At 72.4% G+C, this 22,117-nt stretch carries 21 protein-coding genes and 1 tRNA gene; 7 read left to right on the forward strand and 15 right to left on the reverse strand.

The window, feature by feature from the left end; genetic code table 11:
* Positions 1-26: 26 nt before the first annotated feature.
* Positions 27-848 carry an ABC transporter permease gene (locus ACO06A_RS03920; RefSeq protein WP_421734746.1) on the reverse strand — a complete coding sequence of 274 codons (822 nt, stop codon included), beginning with the start codon at positions 846-848 and terminating at the stop codon, positions 27-29.
* On the reverse strand, positions 845-1,732 hold the full coding sequence (locus ACO06A_RS03925; RefSeq protein ID WP_421734747.1) for an ABC transporter ATP-binding protein: 888 nt from the start codon (positions 1,730-1,732) through the stop codon (positions 845-847). The genes ACO06A_RS03920 and ACO06A_RS03925 overlap by 4 nt, the downstream gene beginning before the upstream one ends.
* An 88-nt stretch (positions 1,733-1,820) precedes the next feature.
* On the opposite strand from ACO06A_RS03925, the gene ACO06A_RS03930 reads away from it, so the two are divergent.
* Positions 1,821-2,024: a hypothetical protein gene (locus ACO06A_RS03930; RefSeq protein WP_421734748.1), complete on the forward strand. Its 204-nt coding sequence runs from the start codon at positions 1,821-1,823 to the stop codon at positions 2,022-2,024.
* Between the two features lie 6 nt (positions 2,025-2,030).
* On the forward strand, positions 2,031-2,486 hold the full coding sequence (locus ACO06A_RS03935; protein WP_421734749.1) for a Clp protease N-terminal domain-containing protein: 456 nt from the start codon (positions 2,031-2,033) through the stop codon (positions 2,484-2,486).
* A gap of 48 nt (positions 2,487-2,534) precedes the next feature.
* Here the strand turns inward: ACO06A_RS03935 and ACO06A_RS03940 are convergent.
* Positions 2,535-2,616, reverse strand: a tRNA-Tyr gene (locus ACO06A_RS03940).
* A 140-nt stretch (positions 2,617-2,756) separates the two neighbouring features.
* On the opposite strand from ACO06A_RS03940, the gene ACO06A_RS03945 reads away from it, so the two are divergent.
* Entirely contained in the window at positions 2,757-3,263 is a 507-nt protein-coding gene (locus ACO06A_RS03945; protein ID WP_056088822.1) for a YajQ family cyclic di-GMP-binding protein, read from the forward strand.
* A gap of 82 nt (positions 3,264-3,345) precedes the next feature.
* Here ACO06A_RS03945 and htpX read toward each other — a convergent pair whose 3' ends face one another.
* Complete coding sequence (gene htpX, locus ACO06A_RS03950) at positions 3,346-4,230, reverse strand: zinc metalloprotease HtpX (RefSeq protein ID WP_421734750.1); 885 nt, start codon at positions 4,228-4,230, stop codon at positions 3,346-3,348.
* 104 nt (positions 4,231-4,334) lie between these two features.
* Between htpX and ACO06A_RS03955 the strand changes: the two genes are divergently transcribed.
* Genes ACO06A_RS03955 through ACO06A_RS03965 form a run of 3 tightly spaced genes read left to right on the forward strand, consistent with a single transcriptional unit; the run spans position 4,335 to position 6,828 of the window.
* The gene (locus tag ACO06A_RS03955; protein WP_421734751.1) at positions 4,335-5,180 is read left to right on the forward strand and encodes an ABC transporter substrate-binding protein; all 846 of its coding nucleotides are present in this window, start codon (positions 4,335-4,337) and stop codon (positions 5,178-5,180) included.
* A complete protein-coding gene (locus tag ACO06A_RS03960; RefSeq protein ID WP_421734752.1) occupies positions 5,177-6,043 on the forward strand; it encodes an amino acid ABC transporter permease in 867 nt (288 codons plus the stop codon). Before ACO06A_RS03955 ends, ACO06A_RS03960 begins: the two co-directional genes overlap by 4 nt.
* An 11-nt stretch (positions 6,044-6,054) precedes the next feature.
* Positions 6,055-6,828: an amino acid ABC transporter ATP-binding protein gene (locus tag ACO06A_RS03965; protein WP_421734753.1), complete on the forward strand. Its 774-nt coding sequence runs from the start codon at positions 6,055-6,057 to the stop codon at positions 6,826-6,828.
* 63 nt (positions 6,829-6,891) lie between these two features.
* On the opposite strand, the gene ACO06A_RS03970 is transcribed toward ACO06A_RS03965, so the two are convergent.
* Entirely contained in the window at positions 6,892-8,268 is a 1,377-nt protein-coding gene (locus tag ACO06A_RS03970; protein WP_421734754.1) for an FAD-dependent oxidoreductase, read from the reverse strand.
* A gap of 256 nt (positions 8,269-8,524) precedes the next feature.
* Positions 8,525-10,318, reverse strand: a complete 1,794-nt coding sequence (locus ACO06A_RS03975; protein WP_421734755.1) for a carbohydrate-binding module family 20 domain-containing protein — start codon at positions 10,316-10,318, stop codon at positions 8,525-8,527.
* Between the two features lie 303 nt (positions 10,319-10,621).
* On the opposite strand from ACO06A_RS03975, the gene rarD reads away from it, so the two are divergent.
* Positions 10,622-11,602 carry an EamA family transporter RarD gene (rarD, locus tag ACO06A_RS03980; protein ID WP_421734756.1) on the forward strand — a complete coding sequence of 327 codons (981 nt, stop codon included), beginning with the start codon at positions 10,622-10,624 and terminating at the stop codon, positions 11,600-11,602.
* Here rarD and ACO06A_RS03985 read toward each other — a convergent pair.
* The 9 genes from ACO06A_RS03985 to nuoI form a co-directional block, all read right to left on the reverse strand.
* Positions 11,565-12,296, reverse strand: coding sequence for a PP2C family protein-serine/threonine phosphatase (locus tag ACO06A_RS03985; protein WP_421734757.1), 732 nt, complete (start codon positions 12,294-12,296; stop codon positions 11,565-11,567). The genes rarD and ACO06A_RS03985 overlap by 38 nt on opposite strands.
* Before the next feature lie 88 nt (positions 12,297-12,384).
* Entirely contained in the window at positions 12,385-13,770 is a 1,386-nt protein-coding gene (locus tag ACO06A_RS03990) for an RDD family protein (protein ID WP_421734758.1), read from the reverse strand.
* Positions 13,771-13,842: 72 nt separating this feature from the next.
* Positions 13,843-14,850, reverse strand: coding sequence for a polyprenyl synthetase family protein (locus ACO06A_RS03995; RefSeq protein WP_421734759.1), 1,008 nt, complete (start codon positions 14,848-14,850; stop codon positions 13,843-13,845).
* Between the two features lie 46 nt (positions 14,851-14,896).
* Positions 14,897-16,582, reverse strand: a complete 1,686-nt coding sequence (gene nuoN / locus ACO06A_RS04000) for an NADH-quinone oxidoreductase subunit NuoN (RefSeq protein WP_421734760.1) — start codon at positions 16,580-16,582, stop codon at positions 14,897-14,899.
* Positions 16,579-18,126 (reverse strand): NADH-quinone oxidoreductase subunit M, encoded by a 1,548-nt coding sequence (locus tag ACO06A_RS04005; protein WP_421734761.1) that lies wholly within the window; start codon positions 18,124-18,126, stop codon positions 16,579-16,581. Before ACO06A_RS04005 ends, nuoN begins: the two co-directional genes overlap by 4 nt.
* Before the next feature lie 15 nt (positions 18,127-18,141).
* Positions 18,142-20,139, reverse strand: a complete 1,998-nt coding sequence (nuoL, locus tag ACO06A_RS04010) for an NADH-quinone oxidoreductase subunit L (protein WP_421734762.1) — start codon at positions 20,137-20,139, stop codon at positions 18,142-18,144.
* A 6-nt stretch (positions 20,140-20,145) separates the two neighbouring features.
* Complete coding sequence (gene nuoK / locus ACO06A_RS04015; protein WP_175347962.1) at positions 20,146-20,445, reverse strand: NADH-quinone oxidoreductase subunit NuoK; 300 nt, start codon at positions 20,443-20,445, stop codon at positions 20,146-20,148.
* Positions 20,442-21,386 (reverse strand): NADH-quinone oxidoreductase subunit J, encoded by a 945-nt coding sequence (locus tag ACO06A_RS04020; RefSeq protein ID WP_421734763.1) that lies wholly within the window; start codon positions 21,384-21,386, stop codon positions 20,442-20,444. Before ACO06A_RS04020 ends, nuoK begins: the two co-directional genes overlap by 4 nt.
* Entirely contained in the window at positions 21,383-22,060 is a 678-nt protein-coding gene (nuoI, locus tag ACO06A_RS04025) for an NADH-quinone oxidoreductase subunit NuoI (protein ID WP_421736010.1), read from the reverse strand. The genes ACO06A_RS04020 and nuoI overlap by 4 nt, the downstream gene beginning before the upstream one ends.
* Positions 22,061-22,117 lie beyond the last annotated feature (57 nt).

A 22,117-nucleotide genomic window follows, 5' to 3' on the forward strand; every position in this document is an offset into this window, starting at 1 on the left:
CTGTCAGCAATCGCCCACAGGGTGGACTACCCGGCGCGCTGGAGCGCCCGCTCCCTGCGCGCGGCGACGCTCGACCCCGACTCCTTGCGGGCCATGCGCCTCAGCACGACGGGCGCCAGGAGGACGCCGCCGAGGGTCCACAGCCCGAGGACCGCCGCCGTCTCCAGCGGGCGCCACGACGCCCCGATCTCCCCCACGGCCGCCGCGTCGGGGAGGAACGCGGCACGCATCCCGAGCCCGAGCCAGTACACGGGGAACACCTGGGCGACGACCTGCCACCCGGCTGCGAGCGCGGTGACCGGGGCGAACACCCCCGAGATCGCGACGAGCCCCACGAGCGGCACCGTGACGTACCCGGCGCTGCGCGGGCTCCGGACGAGGGCACCCAGCATCAGACCGAGCGACCGGGTGGCGACCAGACCGAGCAGCAGCACCCACGTGAACGTCGCCCAGTCGACGCTCCGGAGGTCGACGCCGTCGATCAGCAGCGCACCCCCGAGCACGACGATCGCCACGTAGAGCAGCACGGTCCCGGAGACGGTCACCAGCTGCCCGACGAGGTACCCCCGGATCCCTCCCGGGACGGCCCGCGCCCGCAGCACGGTGCCGTCCTCCCGGTCGGCGCTGACGTGCTGGACGTCGAGCAGCATGCCGAGGGCGACGAACATCCCCACGACGCCGGGCACCGCGAACGCGCCGAGCGAGACGCTCCCGACCCCGAGCTCCCGGTGCTGGAGCACCACCAGGGCGACGAGCGTCACGACCGGCCACAGCAGGTGGCCGACGAGGTCCGCGCCCGTGACCGACTGCCGCAGCTCGACCAGCCCGCGCCGGATCCCGGGCCTCATGACGCCACCCGCCGGTCCGACTCGGCCCGTCGGACCAGTGCCAGGTAGGCGTCCTCGAGCGACGCGCGCCGGATCTCCAGGTCGGCGACGCGGTCGCCGTGCGTCCGGAAGAGGTCGCGCGCGAAGGCCGTGGAGCGGGGGGTGGACTGCACGAACCGTTCCCCCGCCACCGTCCAGCGCACCTCGTCGTCGCGCGCGAAGCGGTGCGCCAGGTCGGCCACCGTGCCGTCGGCCACGATGCGGCCACCGTCCAGCACGAGGATGCGGTCGGCCAGGGTCTCGGCCTCCGCCAGGTCGTGGGTGGTGAGCAGGACGGTGGCACCGTGGCCGGTGACGAGCGCGCGCACGAGCTCGTGGAACTCCCGCCGCGCCTCGGGGTCGAACCCGGCGGTCGGCTCGTCGAGGAACAGCAGCTCGGGACGCCCGACCGCACCGACCGCCACGTCGAGCCGCCGGCGCTGCCCGCCCGAGAGGCGACGCACCTCCTGGTCGGCCTGGTCGGTCAGGCCGACCGCGGCCAGCAGGGCGTCGACGTCCCACGGGCGAGCGACCTCAGGGGTCGCGTACGGGGCGTAGTAGGACCCGAGGTGCGCCAGGAGCTCGCGCACCTGCCACCGGCCGTGGTCGCGCCACGACTGGAGCACGACACCGACGCGGGCGCGCCACGCGTCGCCGGCGTGCGCCGGGTCAACGCCGAGCACCGTCACCCGGCCCGCAGAACGCTGGCGGAAGCCCTCGAGGATCTCGATCGTCGTGGTCTTGCCCGCCCCGTTTGGGCCCAGCAGCGCGACCACCTGTCCCGGCGCCACCCGGAAGGACACGTCGTCCAGGACCTCCACCGGGCCGTAGCGCATCCGCAGGCCGTCGACCTCCACCACTGCCATCGTCCGCTCCCTGTCAGTCTGTCCTGACGCTCAGTTTCGGTGTCAGTTTGGATTGACAAGCGATCCCGTGTCAATCCAAACTGACACCGTGTCCGACGACGACCTCTCCGCCCAGCTCCGCACGAACGACCCGAGCGTCGGGTTGCGGGCCGTCGGCGCCCTGCGACGGCTCGCCGAGCAGGTCGAGGCCCAGCAGGTCGCCCTGGCGCGCGAGCAGGGCTGGTCCTGGGAGCAGATCGGCGACGCGCTCGGCGTCGCCCGCCAGTCGGTCCACGCCAAGTACGGGAAGTAGGCCCTCGTGTTCGATCGACTCACCCCAGCCGCCCGCGCGGCCGTCGCCGCCGGGGACGACGAGGCCGCCCTGCGCGGGGACCGGCGCGTCGGCACCGACCACCTGCTCCTCGGCCTCCTGCACGACCCGGCGGCCGCCGAGCTGGTCGGCGTCGACCTCGACGCCGCGCGCGCGCAGCTGCGGGCCCTGGACCGGGCGGCGCTGGCGTCGATCGGCATCGCGAGCCCCGACCTGGACCACACCGTGCCGATCAGCCGCCGCAGCAACAGGCAGCCGACCTCGGGGTTCCGCGCGGTCCTGCCGCTCGCCTACACGATGGCCGCCACCGAGAAGTCGCGCCGGGTCACCCCGAGGCACCTGCTCCTCGCGCTCCTGACGCGCGACGAGCCGGATCCGGCGGCGACGCTCCTCGCGGCCCTCGGTGTCGAGCCGGCCGCGGTCCGTTCCCGGGCCCACGCCTGAGACGACACGACCCCGGGCCGCAGGCGGTCCGGGGTCGTGATCACAACGTGGCGGGTGAGGGATTCGAACCCCCGTAGGCGTTGCCAGCTGATTTACAGTCAGCCCCCTTTGGCCACTCGGGTAACCCGCCGGGGATGCCTGCCGAACGAGAGGACGCCCCAGGGGCGAACGCGCGTGCAGCGTGCGGGTGGAAGGATAGCAACACCCGGGCGGTGCTAGCGAAAGCGATGCCGAGCCCGCGCCCCAGTGCCATCAGCAGCAGGAGGAAACATGGCGAGCGAAGCCTCGTTCGACGTCGTCAGCAAGGTCGACCGCCAGGAGGTCGACAACGCCCTCAACCAGGCCGCCAAGGAGATCGCGCAGCGGTACGACTTCAAGGGCGTCGGCGCGTCGATCGCGTGGAGCGGCGAGAAGATCCTCATGATCGCCAACTCCTCCGAGCGCGTGCTCGCCGTCCTCGACGTGTTCCAGTCCAAGCTGATCCGGCGCGGGATCTCGCTGAAGTCCCTGGACACCGGCGGCGACGACGGCCCCGAGCCCAAGCCGTCCGGCAAGGAGTACCGCCTCGAGGCCCTCATCAAGGAGGGTCTGAGCAGCGAGACCGCCAAGAAGGTGGCCAAGATCGTTCGCGACGAGGGCCCCAAGGGCATCAAGACGCAGATCCAGGGCGACGAGCTGCGCGTCACGGGCAAGAGCCGCGACGACCTCCAGGCCGTGATCGCGCTGCTCAAGGGCGCCGACGTGGACGCCGACCTCCAGTTCACCAACTACCGCTGACCGCCTCCAGCTCGGTGGTTCGCGCCGAGGTCGGTGGTGCGAGACACCGAGCTCGGCGGCAACCACCGAGCTCGGCGCCGGGTCAGTAGCGCGAGATGCCGTCCTGCGGGCCGGCCTGGCGCTCCAGGCGGGCGATCCGGTCGGCCATGGGCGGGTGCGTCGAGAACAGCTTGGCCATCCCGGCGCCGCGGAACGGGTTCGCGATCATCAGGTGCGACACGTCGACCAGCTGGCGGTCCTGCGGCAGCGGCCGGGCCCTGGTGCCCTGCTCGAGCTTGCGCAGGGCGGACGCGAGGGCCAGCGGGTCGCCGGTGAGCCGGGCGCCGTCCTCGTCGGCGTCGTACTCGCGGGTGCGGGTGATCGCGAGCTGGACCAGCATCGCGGCCAGCGGAGCGAGGAACACCAGCAGGAGGCCGGCGATGGGGTTGCCGCCGCGGTCGCGGTCGCTCCCTCCGCCGAAGAAGAGCGCGAACTGCGCGAGCGACGTGATGACGCCCGCCACCGCGGCGGCGACGGACGACGTGAGGATGTCGCGGTTGTAGACGTGCATGAGCTCGTGGCCGAGCACGCCGCGCAGCTCCCGCTCGTCGAGGATCTGCAGGATGCCCTCCGTGCAGCAGACCGCGGCGTTCTTCGGGCTGCGGCCCGTGGCGAAGGCGTTGGGCGCGGCCGTGGGCGAGATGTAGAGCCGCGGCATCGGCTGGCGGGCGGCGGTGGAGAGCTCCCGCACGATGCGGTACATGGCCGGCTGCTCGATCTCGCTGACCGGCCGGGCCTTCATGGCGCGGATCGCGATCTTGTCGGAGTTCCAGTAGCTGTACGCGGTCATCACCAGGCCGAGCGCGGTGAACAGGAGGAGGAACTTCGGGGTCCCGCGGCCGAGCAGCCACCCGATGCCGAGCAGCACGGCCCACATCACGCCGAACAGCGCGGCCGTCTTCAGTCCGTTGTAGTGCCGGTGACCCATGTCTCTCTCTCCTCGCAGCAGTGCACCCGTGGAACGCACGCCACCGCGCCGGGGTTCCCTCGTATCCTGACCCCACCCTTCCCACGACACCTCCGGAGCACGCCGTGCGCAGAGCCCGCTGGACCACCCTCGCCGCCGTCGCCGCCGTCGCCGCCCTGACGCTCGCCGCCTGTGCGCCGACCGACGACGACGCGACCGACGCCCCGAGCGACGGGTCTCTGGCGACGGTGACCGACGGCGTCCTCACCATCGCGACGTCCGACCCGGCGTACGAGCCCTGGGTGGTCGACAACGACCCGACCAGCGGCGAGGGCTTCGAGTCCGCGGTCGCGTACGCCGTGGCCGACCAGCTGGGATTCGACAAGGACCACGTGGAGTGGACCGTCGCGAGCTTCGACCAGATCATCGCGCCCGGCGCCAAGGACTTCGACTTCGCGGTCAACCAGGTGTCGATCAGCGACGAGCGCGAGGCCAGCCTCGACTTCTCCTCGCCGTACTACACGACCTCGCAGGCCGTCGTCACGCTCGAGGGCTCGGCGGGCGCCGAGGCGAAGACGCTCGCCGACCTCAAGACCCTGAAGATCGGTGCGATGGTGGGCACGACGAGCCTCACGGCCGCCCAGGAGGCCATCGACCCGAGCACGCCCGTCTCCCCGTTCAACGACAACGACCAGGTGAAGCAGGCCCTCACCGCCGGGCTCGTGGACGCGATCGTCGTCGACCTGCCGACCGCCCTGTACATCACGGCGGCCGAGCTGGAGGGCGGGATCATCGTCGGCACCCTGCCCGACAGCGCCGGCGGCGACCAGTTCGGGCTCGTGCTGGACAAGGGCAGCGCGCTGACCGCGCCGGTCACCGAGGCGGTCGACGCCCTGCGCGACGACGGCACGCTGGCCGACCTCGAGGCGCAGTGGCTCACCGACGCCGCGGGTGCACCGGTCCTCCAGTGACCTGGGTGCCCTCCGAGCGCCAGCAGGAGCGGGACGCCTACCGCCGCAGCCGCGCCCGCCGGTCGACCGCGGTGGCGTTCCTGTCGACGATCGCGCTCGTCGCGATCGCGGTGCTGGCGCTGGTGTCCTCCCCCGGCTGGCCGCGGGTCAAGGCGTCGTTCTTCGACTGGGACGTGGCGGTGGCCTCGCTGCCCGCCATCGCGCAGGGGCTCTGGCTGAACATCCGCGTCATGGCGGTCAGCGCGGTGCTCATCGTCATCGTCGCGATGGGACTGGCGCTCGCCCGCACCCTGCGCGGCCCGGTGTTCTTCCCCGTCCGTGCGCTGGCCACCGGGTACGTCGACGTGTTCCGCGGGCTGCCGCTGATCCTCGTGCTGCTGCTCGTCGGGTTCGGGCTGCCGGGTCTGCGGCTCCAGGGCATCCCGACGTCCGCGGTCGCTCTGGGCACGCTGGCGCTGGTGCTCACGTACTCGGCCTACGTCGCGGAGGTGTTCCGTGCCGGGATCGAGTCCGTGCACCCGTCGCAGGTGGCCGCGGCGCGCTCGCTGGGCCTCACCCGGGCGCAGGCGATGCGGCACGTCGTGCTCCCCCAGGCTGTCCGGCGCGTGATCCCTCCGCTGCTGAACGACCTGGTCGCCCTGTCCAAGGACTCCGGGCTCATCTCGATCCTCGGCGCCATCGACGCGGTCCGGGCCGCGCAGATCGAGACCGCCCGGTACGCCAACTTCACGCCGTACGTCGTCGCGGGGGTGCTCTTCGTGGCCCTGACCATCCCGCTCACCCGGTTCACCGACGTGCTCGCGCGACGCTCCGGCTGGGTCGGGGCGCAGAGCGCGCTGGCCGGCGGCGGGGCGCTGCGATGAGCCCGGGTCGGATGCGTGACCCGATGCCCGGCCGGCCGCTGCGCCTGGACCGGCCGCTGCTGTCCGTCCAGGGCGTCCGCAAGGCCTTCGGCGACCACGTGGTGCTCGACGACCTGTCGCTCGACGTGCACGCCCACAAGGTCGTCGTGCTCATCGGGGCGTCCGGCTCCGGCAAGTCGACCCTGCTGCGCTGCATCGACCTGCTCGAGGACGTCGACGACGGCGTGATCGAGCTCGAGGGGGAGGACATCACCGACCCGCGGCTGGACGCCAACGCGGTCCGGGCACGCATCGGCATGGTGTTCCAGGCCTACAACCTCTTCCCGCACCTGCGCGTGATCGACAACGTGACGCTCGCCCCTCGGCTGGTGCACAAGGCCTCGCGCGCGGAGGCGGAGGCCGAGGCGCTGGCCGTCCTGGAGCGCGTCGGGCTGGCCGCCAAGGCGCAGGCCTTTCCCGACGAGCTCTCGGGCGGGCAGCAGCAGCGCGTCGCGATCGCGCGCGCCCTCGTCGGCAAGCCGGCCGTGATGCTCCTCGACGAGGTGACAAGCGCGCTCGACCCGGAGCTCGTCGGCGAGGTGCTGGCCCTGCTGGCGGAGCTCAAGCAGACCGGGCTGACCATGGTGATCGCGACGCACGAGATGGGCTTCGCGCGCGAGGTGGCCGACGAGGTCTGCTTCCTGCACGAGGGGCGCGTGCACGAGCGCGGCACGCCGGCCCAGGTGCTCGCGAACCCCCGTGAGGAGCGCACGCGCGAGTTCCTGCGCCGCATCACGGGCCCGTAGACGACGACGTCCGAGCAGATGCAGGCTCTGACCTGCTTCTGCTCGGACGTTGCGTGCGTTGCGTCAGGCGTCGCGGCCCAGCGACACGTTCACCATCTCGTCGCGCGGGACCAGCTTCACGCGCTCGCGGCCGTGCGGCTGGCCGAGCGAGCGCTCGTAGGCGTCCAGGAGCTCCCAGCCCTGCCAGGTGATCACGTCGACGCTGCGGCCGTGCAGGAACTCGGTGACGGCCTCGGGGTCGCGGTCGGTGGCGGTGTAGAACGCCTCGCCGCCCCCGGCGACGTCCTCACCGAGGTGCCGGATGGTCTCCGACGCATCCGACTTGGTGTGCCCGATCAGGCCCACCGGACCGCGCTTGATCCAGCCCGTCGCGTAGACGCCGGGAAGGTGCTCGCCGTCGACGTCGACCACGCGACCCTCGCGGTTGGGGATCACGCCGGCGACGTCGTCGAACGGGATGTCCACCAGCGGCGAGCCGAAGTAGCCGACCGCGCGGTACACGGCCTCGACCGGCCAGTCGTGCAGCTGGCCCGTGCCCGTGACGTTGCCGTCCCCGTTCAGGGCGGTGCGCTCGGTGCGGACGCCGACCACGTGGCCGTCCTCGCCCAGGATCTCGACCGGCTTGTGCAGGAAGTGCAGGTGGATGCGCCGACTCGCGGTGTTCTCCTCCGGCTCCTTCAGCGTCCAGTCCGTGAGGGTCTTGACCACCTGCTTGGTCTGGTTCGAGGAGTGGATGGCGGCCATCGAGCCCTCGTCGAAGTCGAAGTCCTCGGGGTAGACGATGACGTCGACGTCCGGGACGTGCCCGAGCTCGCGCAGCTCCAGCGGCGAGAACTTGACCTGGGCCGGGCCGCGGCGCGCGAACACGTGCACGTCCGTCACCGGCGAGGCCTTGAGGATCTCGTAGACGTTCGCCGGCAGCTCGGTGGGCAGCAGGTCGTCCGCGTGCTTGGACAGGATGCGGGCCACGTCGAGCGCCACGTTGCCCGCGCCGAGGACGGCGACGTGCTGGGCGTCCAGCGGCCAGGTGCGCGGCACGTCGGGGTGCCCGTCGTACCAGGACACGAAGTCGGCGGCGCCGTAGGAGCCCTCGAGGTCGATGCCGGGGACCGGCAGGGCGGCGTCGCGGATCGAGCCCGTGGAGAAGATGACCGCGTCGTAGAACTGGCGCAGGTCGTCCAGCTTGAGGTCGGTGCCGTAGTCCACGTTGGCCAGCAGGCGGATGTCACCGCGAGCCAGCACGTTCTGCAGCGCGACGATGATCTGCTTGATCCGCGGGTGGTCCGGGGCGACGCCGTAGCGGACGAGGCCGAACGGCGCGGGCAGGCGCTCGAAGAGGTCGATGCTGACGTCGAGGTCGGTCTTCGACAGGATGTCGGCGGCGTAGATGCCGGCCGGGCCTGCGCCGACGACGGCCACTCGCAGAGTCGGGGTGCTCACGGGACGCGGGTGCCTTCCGATCAGGGGAGCCCTGCGGGACGCGTGGCGTCGCATCGGATTCCGGCGCGACCGACGACACGGTGCAGGGCTGTGCTCGGTGCCAGTGTAGGACCGCGGGTCAGACGCCCCTTGGTCGCCTGCCAGCATCTGGACAGACGTGAGACGCGCGAAGGGGTGGCGCCGCACACCTCCACGCGCTCGACGCCACCCCCGTCCGGTGCCCGGGCGCCGCACCAGCTCGGCGCCCGGGACGGTTCTAGCTGCGCCAGGTGTCGGACAGGGTGAGCACCCCGCTCGCGGGCACGGTCACCGTCCGGTTGGCGCCGGACTCCCACGTGACGGCTCCGGTCGACTCCTTGCGCACGTACTTGTACTGGACGACCGTGCCGGCCGGCAGGGTCACCGACGCGCGCCAGACCGGGTAGGTGGCCGACGAGAGCGCGATCGCGCTCGCCGGGTTCCAGCTGCCCAGCTCCGCGCGGTCACCCACGACGACGACGTTCTGGCCCCAGGTCGTCGTCGCGTTGACGCCGAAGGAGACCTGCGAGGCAGTCGTCGGCGTCGGCGTGGGGGTCGCCGTCCCCCCGGCCGGCTGGCCGACGTGCAGGGCTACCGAGCCGTTGGCGGGCACGGTGAACGTCGCCGAGCCGCCGGACGCCACGGTGACCGTGGTGCCCGAGCAGCCGCCGCTGGTCGTCGCGCCGCTGATCACGTCGCAGTACCGCCCGGCCGGCAGCGACGTCTGGAACGTGCGCTGCAGGGCGGAGCCGTTGCGGTTGAGCGCCACGTACCCGAGCGACCCGCGCCCGTACGCCAGCCGGCCGCCGTCGCTCCAGACGTTGGTCAGTGCCGCGGTGCCGACGGCGTTACGGAAGCCGACCATGTGCGCGGTCTCGTTCCAGCGGTGCGCGCAGGTCCACGTGCCCTGCCCGCACACGGCGTCGTTCACCTTGCCGTTGCCCTGCTGGGGCGCACCGGCGTCGTTGCTGCTGAACGCGTAGCCCGAGTACACCGTGGGCCAGCCGTACGGGTAGCTGAGGGCGTACACGTTGGCCAGGCGGTAGTCCGAGCCGTTCTTGTAGCTCAGGGTCTCGCCGTTGCGCTCGGTGTCGTGGTTGTCGACGAACACCGCGGCCTTGTCGGTCGGCAGCAGCCAGGACTGGTCCTTGAGCGTCCCGAGCGACGAGAGGTTGCCGCTCTGGAGCACCGACTTGAGGTTCCGGGCGTAGTTGAACTCGTTGGAGTCGCCGGAGCCGAAGTACTCGGCGGGCTGGACGGGCTCGCCGCTGCCCGCGATCACCTCGTGCTCGATGTAGACGCTCTGGTCGGTGAGCTTGCCCTTGATCGCCTCGAGGTCGGCCGCAGCGATGTGCTTCGAGGCGTCGACCCGGAAGCCGCGCACGCCCAGCGAGATGAGGTCGTTGAGGTACGCGGCGATCTCCGAGCGGACGTAGTCGCTGCCCGTGTCGAGGTCCTGGAGCCCGACGAGCCGGCAGTTCTGCACCTGGTAGCGGTCGTTGTAGTTGCTGATGTTCGTCTTGCAGGCGTGGAAGTCCTGCGGGCCGTAGCCGCCCTCCGGTCCGGGGTACCGCTCCTCGGAGTACGCGGTGCCCGCCCACCCGGTGCCGGCCGTGGTCTGGCCCGACATGTGGTTGACGACGACGTCGGTGATCACCGAGACGCCCGCCGTCCGGCACGTGTCGATCATGGCCTTGTACTCGGCGCGGGTGCCCAGCTTGGACGCGACCTTGTAGCTGACCGGCTGGTACGACGTCCACCACTGGCCGGCGAGCACCACGTGCTCGTTGGGCGGGGACGTCTGCACGTAGCCGTAGCCGGCCGGGCCCAGCTGGGTGGTGCACTCCTGCGCGATCGCGTTCCAGGTCCACTGGAACAGGTTGGCGGCCGGCCGCATCGTGGCGGGTGCGGCCGCGGCGGGCTGGGCGGCGCTGAACCCGGCGGCGGTCAGCCCGGCGAGGGCCAGGACGGCGGCGAGCAGGGCGCCGAGCGCGGCTCGGCGCGGTCGGGTGTGGGTCGTGTGGTCTGACACGTGGCGCTCTCCTCGAGGTGGGGCCCGGCGTCGTCGTCGAGCCGCTCTCGGTCACCGCTCCGTCGCGGGACCGACCTGCATCCGCCCGACGCGCACCCGGTGGTGGCGGCGCGCGGCAACGCGGGGTGGGACCGGCGGGACCGGACCCGGGAGGAGGTGTGCCGACCACCGGGACCCGGTGGAGGGCGCGCTGCACCGGCGGCACAGAGCGCTGCAATGGGCTCTGCAATATCGGTGAAACTTGCTGCAACCGGACACTAGGGGAGGTCTCAGCCAGCGTCAACCGCAACCTAGGCTCTGCTCGTGACCGAGTCCCCCAGCGCACGCCCGGCACCGGCGGCCGCCCTCGACGGGCTGGGCCTGGCCACCGGCGTCGGCGCCTACGTCCTGTGGGGCGTGCTCCCGCTGTACTTCCCGCTCCTCCAGCCGGCCGGCGCGGTCGAGATCATCGCGCACCGCGTCGTCTGGTCCCTGCTGTTCTGCCTCCTCCTGCTGCTCGCCACCCGCACGTGGGGCACGTTCGTCGCCGCGCTGCGCAACCGCCGGACCCTGGGCGTGCTCGCCGTCGCGGCGGTCCTGCTGGCCGTCAACTGGCTCGTGTTCGTGTTCGGCATCCTCACCGACCGGGTCGTCGACGCCGCGCTGGGGTACTACATCAACCCCCTCGTGACCGTCACGCTCGCCGTCGTCGTGCTCCGGGAGCGGCTGCGCGCCGTGCAGTGGGTGGCGCTCGGGTTCGGGGCCGCCGCTGTGGTGGTCATCACCGCCGGCTACGGGCAGCTGCCCTGGATCGCGCTGACGCTCGCCCTGAGCTTCGGGTTCTACGGGCTGCTGAAGAACCGCGTGGGACGCAGCGTCGGGGCCGTGCCGGGCCTCGCCGTGGAGACCCTCGTCCTGTTCCCGGTGGCGCTCGGCTACCTGGTCTGGATGGGCGTGGTCGGCACGGGCACGTTCGCGACCGAGGGGCTCGGGCACGCCCTGGTCCTCGCGTCGTCGGGCATCGTCACGTCCGTCCCGCTGCTGCTCTTCAACACCGCCGCGCGACGCCTGCCGCTGTCGATGCTCGGCCTGCTCCAGTACATCGCGCCGACTCTCCAGCTCCTCATCGGAGTCCTGGTGCTGCACGAGCAGATGCCGCCCGCGCGCTGGTGGGGCTTCGCGCTCGTGTGGCTGGCGCTCACCGTCCTCACCGTCGACGGCGTCCGCCACGGGCACGCGCAGCGGTTGGGCCGACGTGCCGCCGAGGTCAGCGCCGCAGGACCGCGTCCACCACGAGCACCGTGACGTTGTCGTGGCCACCGGCCGCGAGGGCGGCGGCCACCAGCCGGTCCGCCGCGGGCTGAGCCGACTCGTGCGACCGCAGCTCGGCCTGGATGCGGGCGTCCGAGAGCTCGTCGGTCAGCCCGTCGGAGCACACGAGCATGCGGTCGCCCGGGCTGACCGGCAGCAGCCACACGTCCGGCTCGACGTGCGTGGCCCCGCCGCCGAGCACCCGGGTCACCACGTTGCGCCGCGGGTGCCGGCTCGCCTCGTCGGCCGGGACGACCCCGCTGGCCACCAGCTCCGCGACCTCGGAGTGGTCGAGGGTGACCTGCTCGAGCACCCCGCCGGCCATCCGGTACGTCCGCGAGTCGCCCACGTTGACCACGAGCCAGCACGGGGTGTCGCCGTGCTCCGTGAGCACGACGCCGGTGGCTGTGGTGCCCGGGCGCCGTCCCGTGGTCGCCGGGAGGTCCCGGACCGCCGAGTGCGCCTCGCGGACCGCGCGCCGCGCGTCGTCGGGACCCGGGGCACCCTCGGCCAGGCCACGGAGCACCCCGATCGCGGTGCGGCTGGCGACGTCGCCTGCCTCGTGCCCACCCATGCCGTCCGCGACGAGGTACACCCCGTCCGCGGCCCAGTGACTGTCCTCGTTGCGGGAGCGCTGCCCTCGGGCCGTCGCGACACCGACGTCCAGGCGCACCCGGGGGTCGATCATCGGCGTGCCCCCGTGGCCCGGCGTCGTTGCTGGGCTGTCGGCGTCCTCACGGCGGCCATGCTACGGGTCGGCGCAGCCTCGACGCAGGTCAGACCTCATCGACGACGAGCAGGCTCCGCCGGCCGAACCGCACGGTCCACCCGGGCTCGACGACGGCGCGCGTCCCCGGACGCAGCGCGACGCTCGCGCCGTCGGGTCCGACGAGCACCGTGCCGTTGGTGGACCCGCGGTCCACCACCCACAGCCGCCGGCCGCCGGGCTCCGGACCGAACGCGAGGTGCACCTTGGAGATCGAGCGGTCGGGGTCGTCGATGGACACCACGTGCTGGATCCCCGGCTCGACGGCGGGGCTGCGGCCGACGAGCCCGTCCCCCGCGACGTCGACCTCCTGGCCGGTGTCGAACCGCAGCTGCAGGCGAGCGCGCGTGGCCGGCGCCGCGCCTGCGGGACGCAGCCGGGTGTGCTCCAGGACGCCCATACCGGCGTCCGTCGGGACCGGGACCGGTTCGTGCTCCGGGTTGTCGAGCCCCGGGTCCGCCGGCCGCACCACCGGAGCGTCCGCGAGGCGCTCGAGCTGGCCGATCCCGGGGTCCGCCGGACGCACGAGGGGTGCACCCGTGCGATCGGGCCGCGGCCCGGCGAGGAGACCGGGCGCCCGCTCGACGCGCGAGGGCACGACGACGGCCGGGACGGACGGGACGTCGATCAGCGGGACCACGGCCGGCGGGTCGCTGCGGCGCTGGCCCGCGTCCACCCCGGGCATCCCGGTGATGACGGGTCCGGCGCTCCGTGGCGGCGCCGCGCCCGCGCCGCTGTCAGGAGCGCTCCGCACCAGCCCGGCGGAGACCGTCGCGCCCGCTGCCGGCACCTCGACCGAGGGAGGCGGCGGCACGACCCGCGGTCCCGACGACGCCGGAGGGACGACCCGACCGGCGGGACGCGCGCCCGCGCCGGCGACCGGGCCTCGGACCGCTCGGGCCCGGAGCACCAGCGTGCCGGCCGCCTTGTCGTGCCAGCCGCGCTGCGCCGGGGTGGCGTCCCAGGTGCCCGACGACACGACGACCCACTGGCCCACCACGCAGGCGAGGGCGCCGATGCCGACGACCAGCTGCCGGACCAGGATCGCCCGCAGCCCGGCGGGTCGCCCGGTCGACGTCGACACGGTCCGGATGCCCACCACCGCGCTGCCGAGCGTCGCGCCGGTCCGGGCCTCGGCAACCCACTGCCCGATGGCCACCGTGAGGCCCGCGGCGGCGGCCAGGAGAGCGGTCCGCGGCCCCGACGCCGCCGCGGCGGCCGCATAGCCCAGTCCGGCAGCCACGAGGAGTGCGACGACGTCCAGGACGTAGGCCAGCACGCGCGACCCGACCGGCGCGACCGATCCCGGTGTGACCAGAGCCGACGCAGCACCCACCCCATCCCGGCGCGCGGCGCGCGGGGCTCCAGGGGGTGGCCCGATGGGGGCAGTGCTCATGGCGGTCCTCCGGCTGCGGCCCCGGTGCGGGTCCGCGCGGCCATGGTGCCAGATCCGGCCGCCGCGCCGACCTCAGGACGCGCGATCCACCAGCGCGTCCGCGAACGAGACGAGAGCGTCCTTCACAGGACCGGCCGGCAGCGGGTCGAGCTCGCGGACGGCGGCCTGCGCCAGCGCGACCGCGCGGTCCCGGGTCTCGCCGACCACCGGGTGCACGCGCAGCGCCGCGACGGCCTCCGCGAGGTCGCCGTCGTCCGAGAGGTCCCCGTCCAGCACGGCAACCAGCCGGCGGTCCGCGTCGGTCCCGTCCGGTCCGGCGGCGCGGGCGCGCAGGAGCAACGCCGGCATCGTCGGCACCCGCTCGCGCAGGTCGGTGCCGGGGGTCTTGCCGGTCACGTCGCCGTCCGAGGTCAGGTCGATGACGTCGTCGGCCAGCTGGAACGCGACGCCGATCTTCTCCCCGAACCCGGTGACCGTGGCCACCACGTCCGGCCGGCAGCCCGCGAACATCGCGCCGAACCGTGCGGACGTCGCGATCAGCGAGGCGGTCTTGTCCGCCAGCACCTGGAGGTAGTGCGCGACCTTGTCGTCCTCCGGGCGCGGGCCGACCGTCTCGTGCAGCTGGCCGAGGCACAGCCGCTCGAACGTGGCGGCCTGGATCCGGACCGCGTCGGGACCGAGCCCGGCCACGGTGGCCGACGCGCGCGCGAACAGCAGGTCCCCCGTGAGGATGGCGACCGAGTTGCCCCACACCTCGTGCGCCGCCGGGGCGCCGCGGCGCAGCGGCGCGGAGTCCATGACGTCGTCGTGGTAGAGCGTGGCCAGGTGCGTGAGCTCCACGACCACCGCGGCGTCGACGACCTCCCGCCGCGAGCCGTCGCCCAGCTCGGCCGCGAGCAGGGTCAGCAGCGGGCGCAGCCGCTTGCCGCCGGCGTTGACCAGGTGGCGCGACGCGTCGTCCGCCAAGGGGTCCACGTTGGTCACTGCGTCCCGCAGACGCTCCTCGACCAGCGCGAGCCGCAGCGCCAACCGCTCGGCCAGATCGGGATCGGCCAGCGGGAAGGCCGTCAGGGAAGTCACGGCTAGAACCTATCCCGGCACAGCGATCCCGCCCGACAGGCGACGCTCAGGGCAGGAACGTCGCCACGCTCGCGATGAGGTCGAGCACCGGCGACGGGAACACGCCGAGGGCGATCGTCACCACCGCGCAGACCGCGATGGCCACCACGGCCAACCCCTCGGTCCCCACGACGGTCGTCGTGACCGACGACCGGGTCTCGACGACCACCGCGGTGTCCCCCGCCAGCGCGAAGCCCTGCGCGGAGGGCGCCAGCGCGGTGACGCCGGTGGCCTCGTCGTCGACCCCGGCCGGCTCGGTGAAGAACATCAGCACGATGATCCGCACGTAGAAGAACACCGCCACGGACGACGCCAGCACGCCGATGAAGGCCAGCGGCCACGCGCCGCCCTCGACCGCCGCGGAGAACACCGAGAACTTCCCCGCGAAGCCGGCCGTCAGCGGGATGCCGGCGAACGAGAGCAGGAACAGGCCGAACGTGAGGGCGAGCAGCGGGTGGGTGCGGCCGAGGCCGGCCCACTGCGACAGGTGGGTGGCCTCGCCGAGGATCGGCCCGGACACGTCCGACCCGTCCGCACGGCCCGCGCGCTCGCGCACCAGCCAGACGATGCCGAACGCCCCGATGGTCGCCGCCCCGTAGACCAGCAGGTAGAACAGCACGGCGGTGATGCCGGACTGGTTCAGCGCGATGATGCCGGTGAGGATGAAGCCGGCGTGCGCGATCGAGGAGTACCCCAGGACGCGCTTCATGTCGGTCTGCACCAGGGCGGCCACCGTGCCGACCACCATGGTGAGGATGGCCACGGTCCAGAGCACCACGCCGAGGTCCCACGCCAGGCCCGGCAGCATCGTGTAGACGATGCGGAGCAGGGCGCCGAACGCGGCGACCTTGGTGCACGCGGCCATGAAGCCGGTGATCGGCGTCGGAGCACCCTGGTAGACGTCGGGCGTCCAGGTGTGGAACGGCACCGCGCCCACCTTGAACAGCAGGCCGGACAGGATGAGCACCGACCCGACGAGCAGGAGGCTGTCCAGCCCACCGGGTACCTGGGTGGCCTCGGCGATCTCCGAGTACCGCAGCGAGCCGGAGTAGCCGTAGACCAGCGCGATGCCGAAGAGCAGCAGCGCCGAGGAGAACGCCCCGAGCAGGAAGTACTTCATCGACGCCTCCTGCGAGAGCAGGCGTCGGCGCCGGGCCATGCCCGTGAGCAGGTACAGCGGCAGGGAGAGCACCTCGAGCGCGACGAAGAGCGTGAGCAGGTCACCCGTGGCCGGGAAGATCAGCATGCCGCCGGTGGCGAAGAGCACCAGCGGGTAGATCTCCGTCTGGCGGACGCCCTTGCGGCGCGCGAGCTCCTCGTAGTCGGAGCCCGGGACGGCGGCGGCGTTGGGCGCGAACGCGTCCTCCCCCGTCTCGGTGCGGTCCGCGATGATCAGCAGCGCCAGCAGGGCGAGCAGGGCGATGGTGCCCTGCAGGACGAGCGTGGGACCGTCCACCAGCAGCGAGCCGCCGAGCACGACGGTGCCGCCCGTGTCCTCGACCCCGCTCCACAGCGCCGCGACCGCGATGATCGCGCCGAAGAGCGCCACGAGTGCGAGGGCCAGCTGCACGGTGCGCCGCACGCGCACGGGCACGAAGGCCTCGACGAGCACGCCGACCACGGCGGCGATCAGCACGATGACGACCGGGCTGAGGGCGGCCCAGTCGACGTCCGGTGCGACGAAGTCGGTCACTGGTCGCTCCCTTCGTCATTGGTGATGTGCGAGGTCGCGGCGACGGGCACGTCCTGCACGCCCACCTGCTCGAGCGTGACGCTCGCGGGCGGCCGGACCAGATCGAGTGCCGGGCCGGGCACGAAGCCGAACACGACCATGAGGGCGAGCAGCGGCGCGACGACCCACTTCTCGCGGGAGACCGCGTCGGGCATGTCGGCGAGCTCCGGTCGCACGGGACCGGTGAACATGCGCTGGTACGTCCAGAGCACGTAGATGGCGGCGAGCACCACGCCGAGGCTCGCGACGATGGCCGCGGCCGGGTGCCGGGCGAACGTGCCGACCAGGACCAGGAACTCGCTGATGAACGTGGACAGACCCGGCAGCGACAGCGCCGAGAGGCCCGCCACCAGGAACGTCCCCGCGATCACCGGCACCACCTTCTGGAGCCCGCCGAAGTCGGCGATCTGCTGCGAGCCGCGTCGGGCCACCAGGAAGCCGGCGATGAGGAACAGCGCCGCCGTCGAGAGCCCGTGGTTGACCATGTAGAACGACGAGCCCGCCACCGACGTCGAGGTGAACGCGAAGATCCCCAGCACGATGAAGCCGAAGTGCGACACCGACGTGTAGGCGATCAGGCGCATCAGGTCCTTCTGCCCGATCGCGAGCAGCGCGCCGTAGAGGATCGAGATGACGGCCAGCACGATGACCACCGGCGCCGCCCAGCGGGAGGCGTTCGGGAACAGCGGCAGGCAGAGCGTGAGCATCCCGAACGTGCCGACCTTGTCCAGCACGCCGACCAGCAGGGTCGACGTGCCGGCGGGGGCGTTCTCGGCGGCGTCCGGCAGCCAGGTGTGCACGGGGAACATGGGCGCCTTGATGGCGAACGCCAGGAAGAACGCGCTGAACATGAGCTTCTCGGCCGTCGGGTCCAGCGCGATCCCCGTGAGGTTCTCGGTGAGGAACCCCTGCGGCCCGCCCGGCCCCTGCAGGTACAGGGCGATCACGGCGACCAGCATGATCAGGCCGCCGGTCAGCGAGTAGAGCAGGAACTTCACGGCCGCGTACCTGCGCTGCGCCCCGCCGAACAGCCCGATCATGAAGTAGACCGGGATGAGCATGGCCTCGAACAGGACGTAGAAGAAGAACACGTCGCGCGCCGCGAACACCGCGACGATGAACGCCTCGAGCAGCAGGACCAGGGCCAGGTAGCGGCGCAGCTGGTCGGTGGCCACCGTGAGCGCGCCCTGCTCGCGCCAGGCGGCGAGCACCACGAGCGGCACGATCAGCACGGACATGAGCACGAGGATCAAGCCCACGCCGTCGACGCCGACCGCGTAGGACACCCCGAACGCGGGGATCCAGCCGTGGACCTCGGAGAGCTGGACGGCGCCGGCGTCGGCGACGTCGAAGGCGGTGAGCGCGGCGACGCCGAGCAGGAGCTCGAGCAGCGCCACGCCGAGCGCGACGGCCCGGGTGCGGCCGGCCGGGAGCACCCACAGCGCCACCGCACCCAGCAGGGGCACGACGATGAGGGCGGTCAGCCAGGGGAAGGAGGACGACATCGGTGTGAGCACTCCTCAGTTCTGGATGACCAGGACGACGACGACGAGGACGACGAGCCCGAGCAGCATCGACGCGGCGTAGGACCGGACATACCCGGTCTGGAGGCGCCGCGCCCACCCGCCCAGCAGGACGGTGGACAGGCCGACCCCGGTGACGGTGCCGTCGATGGCCGTGCGGTCCGCGTAGACGAGCGAGCGGGTGAGCGCCTGCCCCGGCTCGACCAGCAGGACGTCGTTGACCGAGTCCTGGTAGAGATCGACGCGGGCGGCTCGGGTGAGCTCGGTGCCCACCGGCGGGATGACGGGCACCTGCGAGACGGCGTACCGCCGCCAGGCGATCACCACGCCGACGATCACGAGCCCGAGCGTGAGGACGGTGAGGACCCAGATGGGCAGCACCGGCTCCTCGTGCTCCGGGTGCCCGAGCACCGGTGAGAGCCAGTCGACGAACCGGCCCCCCAGGTTCAGGAAGAACCCGAGGCCGATCGACCCGATGGCCAGCACGATCATCGGCCACGTCATGAGCTTCGGGGACTCGTGCGGGTGCTGCGCCGTGCCGTCGCGCTTGGTGGACCAGCGGCGCTCGCCCTCGAACGTCATGAAGAACAGCCGGGACATGTAGAAGGCGGTGATCCCGGCACCCAGCAGCGTGACGCCGCCGAACACCCAGGCCCGCCACGGCGACCCGTCGACCGGCACGAACGCGGCCTCGATGATCTTGTCCTTGCTGAAGAACCCGGAGAACGGCGGCACGCCGATGATGGCCAGCCAGCCGGCCATGAACGTCAGCCACGTGATGCTCATGTACCGGGCGAGCCCACCGAAGCGGCGCATGTCCACCTGGTCGTCCATGCCGTGCATGACGGAGCCGGCGCCGAGGAACATGCCGGCCTTGAAGAAGCCGTGCGTGATCAGGTGGAAGATCGCGAACGCGTACCCGACCGGGCCCAGTCCGGCGGCCAGGATCATGTAGCCGATCTGGGACATCGTCGAGGCGGCCAGCGCCTTCTTGATGTCGTCCTTGGCGCAGCCGACGATCGCCCCGAACAGCAGGGTGATGGCGCCGACGATCACCACGATCAGCTGGGCCGTCGGTGCGGCGTCGAACAGGGGTGCCGACCGGACGATCAGGTAGACGCCGGCGGTGACCATGGTCGCGGCGTGGATGAGCGCGGACACCGGCGTCGGGCCGGCCATCGCGTCACCGAGCCAGGACTGGAGCGGGAACTGCGCCGACTTGCCGCACGCGGCCAGCAGGAGCATGAGCCCGATGGCGGTGAGCGTGCCCTGGCTCGTGCTGCCGTGCTCGCCGCTGAGCACCGTCCCGAAGTCGACGGCACCGAACGCGGCGAACATGAGGCCGAGCGCGATGATCAGGCCGAGGTCGCCGATGCGGTTGGCGACGAACGCCTTCTTGGCGGCGACCGCGTAGTCGTAGTTGTGGTTCCAGAACCCGATGAGCAGGTACGACGCCAGGCCGACGCCCTCCCAGCCGACGAACAGCAGCAGGTAGCTGTCGGCCAGCACGAGGATCAGCATCGCCGCGACGAACAGGTTGAGGTACGCGAAGAACCGGCGGCGGTCGGCGTCGTGCTCCATGTACGCCACGGCGTAGACGTGGATCAGGGTGCCGACGAACGTCACCAGCAGGACGAACGTGAGCGACAGGGGGTCGAGCCGCAGGCCCGCGTCGAGCTGGAACGCGCCGGCGTCGATCCAGGTGCCGAGCTGCACGTCCAGCACGCGGGCGTCGTCGGGGCGCTGGAGCAGCCCGACGAACACGATCGCTGCGACGACGAACGCGGCGGCGGACGCGAGCACGCCGACCCAGTGGCCCCACCGGTCCGACCGGCGACCGGCGAGCAGGAGCACCGCGGCGCCGAGCAGCGGGAGCGCGATGAGCAGCGGAGCGAGGACGAACGAGCCGCCGTCGACCGTCTCGCTCGCGGGGACGAAGCCCTCCGCGGGGACGACTGACGGCAGGCTGGCCACCAGAGTTGTCAGGCTGTGCACGGCCCCTCAGCTCTTCAACAGGTTGATGTCGTCGACCGAGGCCGAGCGCCGGGTGCGGAAGATCGCCACGATGATCGCCAGCCCGACGACGACCTCGGCGGCGGCGACGACCATCACGAAGAACGCGAGCACCTGGCCCGTCAGGTCGCCGTGGATCCGGGCGAACGTCACGAGCATCAGGTTCGAGGCGTTGAGCATCAGCTCGACACCCATGAACACGATGATCGCGTTCCGCCGCAGCAGGACGGTCGTTGCGCCGATCGAGAAGAGGATCGCCGAGAGGACCAGGTAGTGGGTCAGGCTCACGCGCCGTCCTCCTTTCCGAGGGCGCTGGAATTGTCGACTGGCCGTCCGGTCGACGGGCCGTTCTGACCGGTGTCGCTGAGCGCGGCACCGAGGTCGGGCGCGTTCACGGCTGCGCCCTCGGGCGCGGCCTGCGGCGGCGGGTTCCCGCGCACCTGCGACACCCCCGCGAGGACGCGTTCGGTCCGTGCCGCGAACTCCTCCGCGTCGGCCTCCTGGCCGCGGATCCGCAGCACCCGGGGGACCGAGCTCTCCAGCGGTTGGCCGTCGGGGCCGAGCGCCGGGACGTCCATGGCGTTGTGCCGGGCGTACACACCGGGCGCCGGCAGCGGGGTGAGGGTCGCGCCGGCCGCGACTCGCGCGTCCGCCCGCTCCCGCTGACCGGCGCGCGGGACGAGCCGCTGACGGTGCGTGAGCACGAGCGCGCCGAGCGCGGCGGTGACCAGCAGGGCGCCGACCACCTCGAACGCGAACACGTACTGGCCGAAGATGATGTGGGCGACGCCGGTGGGGTTGTTGTCGGTCGCCTCGCCGCTGAGCCCGAACGGCTTGTCGTAGGTGGCGCGGCCGACGACGCCGACCAGCACCACACCCAGGCCGACGCCCGCCAGCAGACCGATCCAGCGCTGCCCGCGGATGGTCTCCACCAGCGAGTCCGAGCTGTCGACGCCGACGAGCATGAGCACGAACAGGAAGAGCATCATCACGGCGCCGGTGTAGACGACCACCTGCACGACCCCGAGGAACACGGCGTCCTGCGCGACGTAGAGGAACGCCAGCGAGATCATCACGACGACCACCGAGAGCGCGGCGTGCACCGCCTTCTTGGCGAACAGCAGGCTCAGGGCGGCGAGGACCATGATCGGCCCGAGGGTCCAGAACAGCACCGCCTCGGCCGTCGTCGTCTCCCCCGTCTCGAGCAGGGTGGTCGCGAGCGCGCTCATCGCTTCCCCTGCTTCGTCGCGGCGGCCACGGTCGCGGCCATGACGGCCGCCGTCTCACCGGGCACGTTCGCCGCGTCCAGCCCGGCGCCGCCGGGCAGCGTCGGGTCGTCGGGGCGGTGCTCGGTGACCCACGCGGCCTGCGCCGGCGTCGAGCCGGTGACGGACCCGCGGTAGTAGTCCGTGTCGGTGGTGCCCTCGACCATCGGGTGCGGCGCCTGGAGCATGCCGCTGCGCAGCGGGGCCAGCAGGTCCTGCTTCTCCCAGATCATCCCGGCGCGCGTCGGACCGGCCAGCTCGTACTCGTTGGTCATGGTCAGCGCACGGGTGGGGCACGCCTCGATGCACAGGCCGCAGAAGATGCAGCGCAGGTAGTTGATCTGGTAGACGCTGCCGTACCGCTCCCCCGGCGAGCGCTGGTTGTCGGGGGTGTTGTCCGCACCCTCGACGTAGATCGCGTCCGCGGGGCAGGCCCACGCGCACAGCTCGCACCCGATGCACTTCTCCAGGCCGTCCGCGTAGCGGTTGAGCTGGTGGCGACCGTGGTACCGCGGCTTGGTCGGGGCCTTCTCCGACGGGTACTGGTCGGTCACCGTCGGCCGGAACATGTTCGAGAGCGTGACTCCGAACCCGCCGACGGGGGCGAACAGGTCAGAGAGGGGTCCCCGCGGCTCGATGAGCGAGGTGTAGCCCTCCTCCGGGACCGCGACCTCGCCGGCGCGCGGCTTCGGCGC

This window comes from Cellulomonas sp. (genome assembly GCF_965229465.1).
In the GTDB taxonomy this organism is placed as follows: domain Bacteria; phylum Actinomycetota; class Actinomycetes; order Actinomycetales; family Cellulomonadaceae; genus Cellulomonas.